Source organism: Rhizobium binxianense (assembly GCF_028994275.1).
In the GTDB taxonomy this organism is placed as follows: domain Bacteria; phylum Pseudomonadota; class Alphaproteobacteria; order Rhizobiales; family Rhizobiaceae; genus Rhizobium; species Rhizobium binxianense.
This window is the reverse complement of record NZ_CP118713.1, coordinates 3,103,164-3,115,291: the sequence shown is the minus strand read 5'-3', so window position 1 is coordinate 3,115,291 and position 12,128 is coordinate 3,103,164. Positions and strand designations below refer to the sequence as shown.

Below are 12,128 nucleotides of genomic sequence, written 5' to 3'. Positions count from 1 at the left end.
TGCCACAGTTAGGGGAATGTTAATCGGCATTCAGTGTTATTGATCGGGGATTGTCTTGTATTTTGTCAGATTGCGGGGCAGTAGCTTCAGGGGCGTCAACACAGGTTATTCTATGGGTTGTTCTCGTATCGTTAGTACACGCGTCGCCATTGTTGTAGCGCTAACCACTATATTGGCAAGCTGCACGTCATTGCCAAGATCCGGCCCCGATCACAAGGATGTTGATCGCGATGCGGCGGTGAAAGTGACAACGAAAGAGCGTCGTGTCGGCATCGACTACGCCCTGATTGATCTCAGCAAGAACGTTCTCCCGTATTTTACGTCTCCCCAGCCCACCTCTTTCAAGGGCTTTGGCGGCGGTCGAGGCGGGGCGCCCGAAATTCCGCTTGGGTATGGTGACGTCGTTGAGGTCGCCATCTTCGAAGCTCAGTCCGGCGGTCTCTTCATTCCCTCCGACGCCGGCAGCCGACCCGGCAATTATATCTCTTTGCCGAGCCAGACTATTGATCGGAACGGGACGATCACAATTCCTTATGCGGGTCGCGTTCCGGCTGCCGGTCGGCTCAAGGAGACCGTGGAGCAGGATGTGGAGGATCGCCTGGCGAGCCGCGCGATCGAGCCGCAGGTGGTTATTACGACAACGACAAGCCGCTCCAGTCAGGTTGCCGTGCTCGGGGATGTCAACAATCCCCAGCGCATTGAGATCAGCCCGGCGGGTGAACGTGTTCTCGATGTCATTTCCGCCGCGGGCGGGTTGACGACCAACAATATCGAAACAAATGTGACGCTGCAGCGCCGCGGCAAGACGGCAACCGTCGCCTACAACACGCTCTTGAAGAACCCGGCGGAAAATATCTATGTTGCGCCGGATGATACGATCTCGATCGATCACGAGCGCCGCACCTATCTTGCGCTCGGCGCCGCGGGCGTCAGCGGTCGCTTCGATTTCGAAGAGTCTGACTTGACCCTTGGCGAGGCAATCGCAAAGGCAGGCGGCCTGCGCGACGACCGCGCCGATCCGGCTCAGGTTCTGCTCTATCGCCAGGTCCCCAAGAAAACGCTTCAAGCGATGCACGTGGACACGACGAGATTTGCAGGGGATGCGGTTCCGGTGATCGTACGTGCCAACCTGCGTGATCCCGCAACCTTGTTTGCCGCCCAGCAGTTCAAGATGGAAGACAAGGATATTATCTATATTTCCAATTCGGACTCTGTTGAACTGGTCAAGTTCCTTGACATCGTCAACTCGGTATCGTCCACTGTTTCGGGTGTAACGGATGACGCGAACGATACGCGCAACGCGATACAGGATCTCGGAAATTGATTGAAATAGGCGAGGGGCATCGATCGCGAATGATCAATGCCGGCGGCCTACATAGTGGATTTGATGAAGGAAGCTGTGGTTATGGCAAGGTCAGCTGTTTATCGTAAGCTTGCATATAGCGGAATTGTCCTCGCAATGTTTGCGGGCATGAGTTCAAGCGCCTTTGCGGCAGCTTGCTTGGGTCCGGCAAGCCTGACGACCGTCGATGTGAGTGGCTTTACGGCCAATCCCGCCGCGCTCCTCGACATGTCCGATCCATTGGTATTGTCATCGCGCGTTCGCGCGCTGGTCGGCAGCAGCAACGACGCGCTGTTGCCGGTGATCGAGCAGGCCAAGAAGGCCAATGCCACACAGATGGCGGCGATCGGCTCAGGTCTTGCACGGGCCGCAAACAGCTGCCAGGTGACGGACCCGCAGTTCAAGCTGGCGATCGAAAAGGCTGTCGCCGATGCGGCCAGCGCCGATCCCAATCTGGCGCCGCTGCTTGCCGCCTTTGCGAAGGTCCTCGCCGAAGGCGGAACCGCGGCGCTCGGCCCGGGCGCAAGTGCTGCGGCCGCTGCAGCCGGTATCGGCAACGATGGGTCGGTTGGGCAGACGGGCCCCGGCTCTGATGACGGCACGCCGTTTGACGGCGCCGCGACGACCGCTGGTACGTTGAAGGTTTCGAATGCGGGCGACGGGGACAGCTTGTCTACAAGCTCGACGACGAGGATCGTCAGCACGGGAGCGGGGGGACAATCGTCTACCGACCCGACGCAATCGACGAGTCAGAGTGTCCCGGTCATACAATAGCTGGAATTGCCCTTAGATCTTAGCGCTTGACGCCTTTGTTGGAGATCGAAATTGCTATCGCCAGATAAACTTACGCCACGTATCGACCCCTCCCGCGATACGGGAAACGAAGCTGACTTCATCGATTTCGACAAGCTCATCGCGATTGCCCGCCGACAGTGGCGGATGGTCGCGGTGTGCGCTTTCGTCTTCGCCATTCTCGGCATTGTGTATGTCCTGACTTCGGTGCCGGTCTATACCGCCGATACGAGCGTGCTGATCGATCGCAGCGATAGTCAGGTGATCAACCAACTGGCCGCTTTCGGCCAGATGGACGATGACGAGGGCACTGTCCTCAGTCAGGTCGAGCTGTTGAAGTCCGACACGATCGCCTATGCTGTTGTCGACAAGCTGAAACTCGTCGACGATCCGGTGTTTAATGCACAACAGAATTCGCTGTTTTCAGTCGCGACGCTGAAATCTCTGGTGAATTTCAAATCATGGTTTGCCGATGACGCGGCCGTCGCACCCGATCCGGAAATGAGACGGCGAAACGCTGCCGAAACCGTCGCAGGCAATATCGATGTCGAACGCGTCGGCAAATCCTATGTTCTCGACGTCAGTTATACCTCGCAGTCGCCCGACATGGCGCGCCAAATCGCGGCCGCGATTGCGGACGTCTATATGGTCGACAAGCTCAATTCCAAATACGAGGCGACCCGCCGAGCCGGCCAATGGCTTCAGGAGCGTATCGAGGAACTGCGCCAGCAGGCGCTGGACACCGACCTTGCGGTTCAGAAATTCCGCAGTGAGCATGGGCTGGTTGAAGCCGGCTCCGGTACGCTGATCAGTGACCAGCAGCTGTCCGAGATAAACACTCAATTGATCAACGCACAGGCCGAGACGGCGAAGGCCGAGGCAAAATATGCGCGCGTCAAGTCGATTATCGACGCCAAGCAGACCGATGCGATCGTCACAGATGTGTTGGACAGCTCCATTTCGAATGACCTGCGCAAGAAATATCTGGAGGCTTCCAAGCTCGAAACCGAAATCGAGGCACGGCTCGGCCCCGATCACGTCCAGGCGGTTCGGCTTCGTGCGGAAATGGAAGAATATAAGAGACTCATGTTCGATGAGTTGAACCGCATTGCCGAGAGCTACCAGAGCGAGCTGCAGGTGGCGAAATCGCGGGAAAATTCCTTGCGCGACAGCGTGACGCAGGCGACGGGCGTTGCCGCCAGCGCCGGCGAAACGCAGGTGCAGCTTCGTGAGCTTGAGCGCACGCGCGATACCTACAAGAATCTCTATCAGAGCTTCCTGACGCGTTACCAGGAAGCTATTCAGCAGCAGAGCTTTCCGATCACTGCCGCACGTATCATCACGACCGCGGAGACCCCGACGAAGCCGAGTGCTCCGAAGAGGGCCCTCGTCGTCGCTTTTGCGATGTTCCTCGGATGCGCAGTCGGAAGCGGTATAGGAGCCTTCCGCGAATTCCGGGATCGGTTCTTCCGCACCGGCGATGATGTCCGGGAGGTGCTTGATGTCGAGTCTCTCGGCGTCATGCCGCTGGTTGAAAATAACGTCGACGATCCAACGCTCGTTGATCCAAGCAATCCGCGAAGCATCGCCAGGGGCGGGAAGACGACGACCTATGTCGAGGAGCATCCGCTCTCGGCATTTGCCGAAACATTGCGAAGCGCCAAGATTGCCATCGACCTCAGTGCAGCCGATCAGCGCTGCAAGGTTATCGGCGTCGTGTCGAGCCTGCCAGGCGAGGGCAAGTCGACGACGTCCATCAATTTTGCCAAGCTTCTGGCAATGCAGGGAGCGCGTTGCCTGCTTATCGATGGCGACATGCGCAATCCCGGTGCCACCCGGGCGATCGGCCGCCATGCCGAGGCCGGCTTGCTCGAGGCGATCGTCGACGGCCGTCCGCTCAAGGATCTGATCCTTCTCGATCCCAGGACAAAGCTCGCATTCTTGCCGACGGTGGCGCGGTATCGTGTTCCGCATTCGTCGGAACTCCTGGCGTCACGCGGCATGGATCAGCTTCTTGAAACGGCGCGTCAAAGCTTCGATTATATTATCGTTGACCTGCCACCCCTAGCGCCGGTCGTCGATGCGCGCGCTATCAATTCGAAGCTCGATGCAGTGGTTTTCGTTATCGAGTGGGGAAAGACATCGCGCAAGGTCGTGCAGTCGACCTTGCTATCCGAGCCGGAACTCTATGCAAAATGCGTCGGTGCTGTCTTGACCAAGGTCGACCCGTCGCAGATGAAACTCTACCGGACATTCGGCTCGAGCGAGTATTATTATAAGCGATACTCGCGATACTATACTGAAAGCTGATGCTCCGCAGTCGGTTCGTTTCGGGCTCCAGGATCGTTTTTGTTGTCGTTACCGTCGTCTTTGCGGTTCTGGCCGGTCGGGAGCTGTACGCGTCGATCAGAACGGCCAGTATGTCGATCGTCGCAGAAAGGCTTGAGCGTGGCGGTACTGTCGCTGATGATGTCGTGGCTAAATATGCTTCGCGCAGTGTCGAGGTCGTTGACGGGCATTATTGCCGGTCCGACATTGTGGCTACCGGGGTGACCCTCGTTCTGGCCCAACTGGATCGGCAGAACGTCAATGTCAATTACGATGCATGGGCCGTTGCGGCGTCGGGTGCGCGTCAATATCTGCGGTATGCACTGTCGTGCATGCCGACGAACAGCAATTTTTGGCTTCGTCTTGCGGCCGTGCAGTCGACAATTGCCGAGGAGCCGGTCGCGATTGCGGGAATGATGAAGCGTTCGGTCGTGCTCGCGCCCCACGACGAAGCGATGGTTCTGACGCGGTTTTATTTCTGGAACGATTTCACTGATGCAACGCTTGCCGCAGCCACGCGCGCGCTCGATAGTGATCTCACGACCATGCTGAAACTCGGCGATCGTTGCAGGGTCAATGCCACGATCAAAGAGATCAGCCCACAACTTCGCCCAATCTTTGATCGAACCTGGGCGAGTGTCGGAGACGGTGCGACAGCACGGTTTCAACAGCGTTGCAGCAGGTGATAGTACCTGTAGCGTTTCAAGGCAGTTCAGAAGGTCAAGCGGGCTTTCACCAAGCGCCTTGAAATTTCTTTGAAAGTCTCCGAGATGAACGCCGTATCGTTCCTGGAAGTTATTGATAGCGGCAGCCCGGCTTCCCTTGGAGGGTGCACCTTCAATAAAGAGCGACGCCCGCTGCTTGAGGTGCCGGGCGTCGCACTATTGATGATCAGACGCTCGGGCTGGAGTCAAAATCCGTGCCTGTGATATTGAGCGTCAGAACGCCGACATCCGTGTGACCTTGGCCGTCCGAAATCTTGTAGTACTGGATGGTTTCCGTGACGTGATCGCCTGGGGCGATATCTGCTGCCAGATCATAGGTGAATGAGCCGTCCGACTTGACATGGAACGTGCCATAGGTGCCGGCGACGTCGGTCGTTGCGCTCGGATTGCCGTTTACGTTCGTGGTGCCGAACTGACGGAGGAAGAGATGACCGTTGTCGCCGGGAATGTCGTTATCCAGAGCGTTGCCGCCGATGGGGTTGCCTTCGGTGAAGCTGTAATGGTCGTCGACAGCGATCGGCTTGACCTGGGTTACGCCCTGAATATTCAGGGTGAACAGGCCGACGTCGGTATGACCGCTACCGTCGGAGATCTTGTAGGAGACTTTCTCCTGAAGCAACTCGCCATTGGTGAAGCCGACCTTGGCGGCGTCGCTCAGAACATAGGTGTAGCTGCCGTCCGGCTTGACGAAGAAGGTGCCGTAGTCGCCCTGGATTTCGGTGATCTGGCTGTTGCCTTGCTTGGCGCCAACGCTCTGTTGGTCGAAGGCGCGCAGGAATAGGTGGCCGTTGTCGGATGAATCGTTAGAAAGCAGATTTCCCGAGATGGCGTCGGTTTCCAGAAATGTTGCAGTATCGTCGGTTGCATGAATTGCCATTGATTTCTCTCCTTGAATTATTCTTCGCCGGCCGTCCCTGACCTTTGGCGAGCGGCCCGATTAAGGATTTCCTAATGCGGAGAGTCAAGAACATAATCAACAGAAGTTGAGCATTTCGTGGCGCAACTTCCAATAATGGCACACGTTAAGTGTGCATAAGATAATGAAAGGCCTAGGGAATATTACGTTAATAATAAGTGAGAACATATGATAAGAATCTTTTTGCGTTATTTCTCCCAGCTATAAGAATCTTTATTAGGAAGAAACTTATCAGAATGCGAGACGATTCTTCATATGGATGTCATATTTCGGCTAATCAGATTGAGCTATAGTTGAGTGGAATTTTTTTGTTGTTTGTAACATTATTGCAACTGCATTGTGCCTCGTGTTTTGCGCTGTCACTTTCCCGTCATGTCCCTTGAGCACGGGAGTTTATGTATCGGCGAGAACTCCATTCTGCTGGCGCGTCATCAATTGAAAAATAAACTTGGTTAACACAGATGCCTGAGTAATCGATGTGAATTATACGGTACAAGTTCGCTGCCATGCGAAATGTGTATCGCGTGAAAAATGCCTATTCTTCAAGAATCAAGAATTATTGCGGAATGTCCGGCATTTTAGTGTTTCATTTTAGCCGACGGAGAGAGGTCCCCGCTTAAGATTTCCAATAGCACCGGGAGATCAGAGCATGACCGTCTATTACGTGAATTCAGCGACAGGGTCCGACCACAATAACGGAACCGGCGAGAATTCCGCTTTTGCGACTTTGTCCGCAGTCGAATCCTTGAAGCTGAATCCCGGCGACAGCCTGCTCCTTGCTGCCGGAAGCGTGTTCAACGAACAGTTCGACCTGAAATATTCAGGCAGCATTACCGCTCCGATTACGATCGGCAGCTATGGTATCGGCGATGCACCGGTCATTCACAGCAGCAATGACGGTATTCACGGTTCCAAGGCTTCGAATATCGTCATCGAGAACATCAAGATCGCCGACACCGGGGCCAACGCGATATATGCGGGGAATGTGTCGAACTGGACGGTGCGCAACGTCGAGGTGACAAAAGCGGGCCTTTCCGGAAAGGCCGGTTCAGTCAGCTTCCAAAGCAGCCAGAACATCACGATTGAGAACAGCACGCTGACCGGTGTGCATGCCGACGGCATTTGGATGGACAAGGTCAACGGCGTCACCCTGATCAACAATAGCGTGACCAACAGCCAGGGCGCAGCAGCGGACGCCATCCAACTCAACAACAGCAGCAATATCCTGGTCAAGGACAATCATCTGGAGCAGACGGAAACCAACAGCGCCAAGGGTGTCCTCGTGCTGGTCCAGGCCGTAAATGCTATGGTCGAGGGCAACACGCTGGTCGGCGGCGGCTTTGGGTTAAGTGCTCAGGCGGGCACGAATATCTCCATCCACGACAACGATATCTCCGGATTTGGTGGCTACAAATGGTCCTACGCCATCGGACTTGGTGATCAGGGCGATGCGAAGGACTACGACATCAGCGGAAACTATATTCACGACGGTGTGTGGGGCGTATCGATCAGCGCGGCGGGTTATCCAGACTATGTTCGCTCAAATATCGATATCCATGACAATGTCTTTGATGATCTATCCTCTTCCGCGCTGAAGGTCGACAGAGCTGCATCGGGCTCTTTCCACGACAATATAGTAGACAGCCTAGTGTCGACGTTGACGATGCCTGCCGTTATTGCCGTCGCGAACACGTTCTCCGTCAGCGACAATGAGACGCTCGAACAAGCCCGGGCCGAGCTCGACAGTGCTGCCGGCACGAATGGCAATACCTCATCGAGCAGTGAACAGACGCCCGCCACTCCAAGTGCCGAGCCGCATGTGGACGTGCCGGCGCAGCCGCAGACGAGCACGCCGACGCCGGTAATCGAAACGCCAACGGCACCTGCTGCCGTCGCTGCTAAAATTGTCGCAGTGCATGACAGTCTGAAGATCTCGGCCGACACCGGCAGCGCCTATCACGGCAATCTCCTTGAAAATGATAGTGCGGCCAATGGGATCGTGCTGCTTCGTCGCTTCGGTGATAGTGCGGTGGATAAACACGGTCTGACGCTGACCGGAAAATACGGTGTCATCCATGTGGAGAGCGACGGCGACTACACCTACACGGTTGATGCGGCGAAAATCGCCGGCCTTAGCGGAAAGGTCACTGAGTCCTTCCAGTACAAGATCTCCGATGGCGCTTCGCACATCGATACGGACAGCTTGAGCGTCGGCATCAATGTGGATGCATTCCATAACAGCCACACATGGCACTGAAACAGACAATTGCCGCGATAGCGTCAGCCGGTCGCTGCTGATCGGTCTGCCTGTTTGCCTCAAGGTCTAAGCTGGGCGATCTGCTGCCGTCGGCGGCCGAAATCAAAAGAGTCGGGGACGGCTGATGACAAAATGTTTCCGTCTTTCGCAAACAAGCAGACTGTATATTCAATGTATAGTTAATGTCCCAGTAAATATCGTTTCTATGCGCGGGAGGCAGCCCGTGCTTTGAGCCGTTATTGGGCGGTTTTGGATTTTCACTTGCTTAAACCGGTATATTTATCGTAGCGTTAAGTTAGAGCTCCTGAATTCGCGCGCTAGAAATTGGAACTTTCGGCCATATTTCAGTGGGATTCGTATAATAAGTCGTCAGCTTGCAAGCGGAGATCCGGCGCCGGCGCCGACAATCCAAATGCGACTATGTCATTGATCGGGCTTGATGGCCCGTAACTGCAGTGTGCGGCGTATTTACCTGCGTGCGATGTGCTAGGAGAGGATTATTTGGTGTTTCAGAGTTCAGCAGCTGATGTCAGTGAGCCATCTAAAGCCTTGCGAAAATGCAAGGGAGGTCTTGTCTTCATTGGCATAGCCAGCGCGCTCATCAATATCCTTTATCTCACAAGTTCGTTTTTTATGCTTGAGGTGTATGACCGCGTCATTCCCGCCAAAAGCATACCGACGCTGGCTGCTTTGGCAATACTTGCGTTAGCCCTTTACGCCTTTCAGGGCGCGTTCGAAGTTCTCAGGAGCAGAATGCTCGTGCGCGTTGCCGGTGCGCTCGACGAGATGGTGAATGGACGGGTGTTCCGGGCGCTCATCAAGGCGCCGTTGAAGGTCAAGATCGGTGGGGACGGGCTGCAGCCGCTGCGCGACTTCGACCAGATCAGAACCTTCCTGTCCGGCATGGGTCCGACGGCGATGTTCGATCTGCCCTGGCTTCCCTTCTATATCGTGATCTGCTTCCTGTTTCACCCAGCGATCGGATATATCGCGATCGGTGGATCGCTGGTTCTCGCCGTCCTGACGTTCATGACCAACCAGGGAACGCGAACGCTCTCAAAACGGCAATCCGAAGCCGGCAATATGCGAAATGCCTTTGCGCAGACCTCGATCCGCAACTCCGAGGTCATCCACGCCATGGGCATGGCGGGCACCATGGCGGAAATCTGGGAACGCAAGAACGGGGAATACCGGACCATCAACCGGCAAGCATCGGATGTCGGGAACGGATATGCGACGCTGTCGAAGATTTTCCGTATTGCCCTGCAATCCGGAACGCTTGCGACCGGTGCGATCCTGGTCATTCAAGGGCAGGCCTCCTCAGGCATTATCATCGCCGGCTCGATTCTGACGTCTCGCGCCCTGGCGCCTGTGGAAGCCGCGATCGGAAATTGGCGCGGTTTCGTTTCCGCCCAGCAAAGCTGGGCGCGGCTTGCGAATCTGTTGAAAGCCATTCCGGAAATCCCGGCGCCGCTCGCGCTTGCGGCGCCCTCCAAGCAGGTGACGGTCGAGGGGCTGGCAAGCGGACCGCCGGCGGGCCAACGCCTGGTCATTTCCGATGTCAGCTTCGGCTTAAGAGCAGGAAGCGCACTCGGGGTCATCGGTTACAGTGCCTCAGGCAAGTCGTCGCTGGCGCGGGCGATGATGGGTATCTGGCCGACCGTCAGGGGATCCATTCGCCTCGATGGCGCAGCACTCGACCAGTGGGATGGCGACGCGCTTGGCCGGCACATCGGTTATCTGCCGCAGGACGTGGAGCTTTTCTCTGGGACCGTTGCGCAGAATATCTGCCGTTTCGCGAAGGAGATGTCGCCTGAGGCGGTGGTTGCCGCGGCGAAGGCGGCGCGTGTTCACGATCTCATTCTTCGTCTGCCGAACGGCTACGAAACCGAAATCGGCGAAGGCGGTGCAGCGCTTTCCGCCGGCCAGAGACAGCGTATCGCGCTTGCAAGAGCGCTTTACGGCGAACCATTCCTCGTGGTGCTCGACGAACCGAACTCCAATCTCGATGAAGAAGGCGAGCGGGCGCTGAGTGCCGCGATCATGAGCGTGCGCGCACGCGGCGGCATCGTCGTCGTCATCGCCCATCGATCCGGCGTTCTGGCAGTGTGCGACTTCGTGCTGATGATGCAGGACGGCCGGATGATCGCGTTCGGTCCCAAGGAGGAAGTTCTGGCACGGGTCAGCCGACCGGAAGCGGCGCGTACGCCGATTGCAGAGCGCGTGGCTCAGCTCAAAGTCGTCGTCGACGGCGTGAATGCGGCCGAATAGGCCGGGGGGAGAAGATTGTGAGCAAGATCATCAGCGAATCGAAACGTTCCCTCAATCGTCATGTCGCTATTGTCGGCGTGTTGTCGATAGCTCTCGTGTGCGGCATTGGCGGTTGGGCCGCAACGACGGAGCTTTCGAGCGCTGTCATCGGCGAAGGCGTGGTCGTCGTCAACGGCGATGTCAAGAAGATCCAGCACCTGACCGGCGGCATCGTGTCGGAACTTCTTGTCTCCGAAAATGACCACGTGTCGGCCGGGCAGGTCCTGATACGCCTCGATGGAACGTCGACGAGAGCAAACCTTTCGATCGTCGAAAGCACGCTCGCCCAGCTCTATGCGCGCCGCGCCCGTCTCAAGGCGGAACGGATCGGCGCCGATACGTTTGAGGTCCAGGAAAACATCAGCGATCTGACATCATCCAACACGGCCGCGCGGGATCTTCTCGATGGCGAGCGGAAACTGTTCGACAGTCGCAGGTCGGCGCTGATCGGAATGAAGAGCCAGTTGGCGTCACGCAAGGATCAGTTGGCCGAGCAGGTCAAGGGATTGGTCGTTCAGATCAATGCCACCAACGATTCGCTCGGCCTGATCGAACAGGAGCTTGAAGGTGTCGACACTCTCTACAAGAAGGGGCTCGTCACACTTCAGCGCCTGAATTCGCTCAAACGCGCGCGCGCCGATCTCCAGGGTAACAGTGGCCAGGAAATCGCCGCAAAAGCGGAAGCCGAAGGTAAGGCGATCGAGATTGATCGTCAGTCAATCCAGCTGGATGAGGATCGTCGTTCGGAGATCGCAAAGGACCTGACCGACGTCGAGGCGAAGATCGCCGAAAATGAAGAGCGCCGTGGGGCCGCGGTCGATCAACTCCGCCGTCTCGATATTACCGCGCCGCTGAGCGGGCGAGTTCACGAACTTGCCGTTCACACGGTCAATGGCGTCATTGATCCTGGCCAGACGCTGATGCTCGTCGTTCCCGAAAATGACGACCTTACGGTTGAGGCGAAAGTCGCTACTCGCGATATCGATCAGGTTCACGTCGGCCAATTCGTCGATGTGCGATTCAGCGCCTTTGATCAGCGCACGACGCCTGATGTGCGCGGTGAGATCACCTCCATTGCGCCTGATATCGTCAAGGATGAACGCACCGGCATCAGCTACTATCCCCTTCGCGTCAAGCCGGAGGCTGCGAGCATCGCCAAGCTGAAGTCAATAAAGCTCTATCCCGGCATGCCGGCCGAAGTCTTTATCAAGATCGGCGACAGGACCGTTATCTCCTATCTCACCAAGCCGCTGACCGATCAGATGCAGCACGTATTTCGTGAGGAGTGATTGGCGGCCGTGTCGCTGAGACCTCCGAGGCTTCAAGGAAGCCGTTGTCATCGGTCGGGCTCTCCTGCATAATTTCTCAAATCGAAACCGATTGAGAAATTATGCAGTCATTTAAAGCGTTACAGCATCTATTGGGCGTCTGAGAAAAAGCGCGGTTCTGTAGTGAGTT

Annotated in this window: 8 protein-coding genes; 7 read left to right on the top strand and 1 reads right to left on the bottom strand. The window is 56.4% G+C overall.

Translation table 11 applies throughout. The annotated features are described in order from the left end of the window. Nucleotides 1–112 precede the first annotated feature (112 nt). The 4 genes from PO860_RS15415 to PO860_RS15400 all read left to right on the top strand — a co-directional run bounded on the left by PO860_RS15415 (nucleotide 113) and on the right by PO860_RS15400 (nucleotide 5,148). A complete protein-coding gene (locus PO860_RS15415; protein WP_183608342.1) occupies nucleotides 113–1,324 on the top strand; it encodes a polysaccharide biosynthesis/export family protein in 1,212 nt (403 codons plus the stop codon). Between the two features lie 81 nt (nucleotides 1,325–1,405). Continuing rightward, nucleotides 1,406–2,116 carry a sugar transporter gene (locus PO860_RS15410; protein WP_183607868.1) on the top strand — a complete coding sequence of 237 codons (711 nt, stop codon included), beginning with the start codon at nucleotides 1,406–1,408 and terminating at the stop codon, nucleotides 2,114–2,116. Nucleotides 2,117–2,167: 51 nt separating this feature from the next. Continuing rightward, the gene (locus tag PO860_RS15405; protein ID WP_183607869.1) at nucleotides 2,168–4,444 is read left to right on the top strand and encodes a polysaccharide biosynthesis tyrosine autokinase; all 2,277 of its coding nucleotides are present in this window, start codon (nucleotides 2,168–2,170) and stop codon (nucleotides 4,442–4,444) included. Further along, nucleotides 4,444–5,148, top strand: coding sequence for a hypothetical protein (locus PO860_RS15400; RefSeq protein ID WP_183607870.1), 705 nt, complete (start codon nucleotides 4,444–4,446; stop codon nucleotides 5,146–5,148). Before PO860_RS15405 ends, PO860_RS15400 begins: the two co-directional genes overlap by 1 nt. 205 nt (nucleotides 5,149–5,353) lie before the next feature. Here PO860_RS15400 and rapA2 read toward each other — a convergent pair whose 3' ends face one another. Then, nucleotides 5,354–6,064: a calcium-binding lectin RapA2 gene (gene rapA2, locus PO860_RS15395; protein ID WP_183607871.1), complete on the bottom strand. Its 711-nt coding sequence runs from the start codon at nucleotides 6,062–6,064 to the stop codon at nucleotides 5,354–5,356. A 688-nt stretch (nucleotides 6,065–6,752) separates the two neighbouring features. On the opposite strand from rapA2, the gene PO860_RS15390 reads away from it, so the two are divergent. The 3 genes from PO860_RS15390 to PO860_RS15380 all read left to right on the top strand — a co-directional run bounded on the left by PO860_RS15390 (nucleotide 6,753) and on the right by PO860_RS15380 (nucleotide 11,959). Further along, entirely contained in the window at nucleotides 6,753–8,360 is a 1,608-nt protein-coding gene (locus tag PO860_RS15390) for a right-handed parallel beta-helix repeat-containing protein (RefSeq protein ID WP_273884554.1), read from the top strand. 504 nt (nucleotides 8,361–8,864) lie between these two features. Then, a complete protein-coding gene (locus PO860_RS15385; RefSeq protein ID WP_183607873.1) occupies nucleotides 8,865–10,631 on the top strand; it encodes a type I secretion system permease/ATPase in 1,767 nt (588 codons plus the stop codon). Nucleotides 10,632–10,648: 17 nt separating this feature from the next. Further along, nucleotides 10,649–11,959 carry an HlyD family type I secretion periplasmic adaptor subunit gene (locus tag PO860_RS15380; protein ID WP_183607874.1) on the top strand — a complete coding sequence of 437 codons (1,311 nt, stop codon included), beginning with the start codon at nucleotides 10,649–10,651 and terminating at the stop codon, nucleotides 11,957–11,959. Nucleotides 11,960–12,128 lie beyond the last annotated feature (169 nt).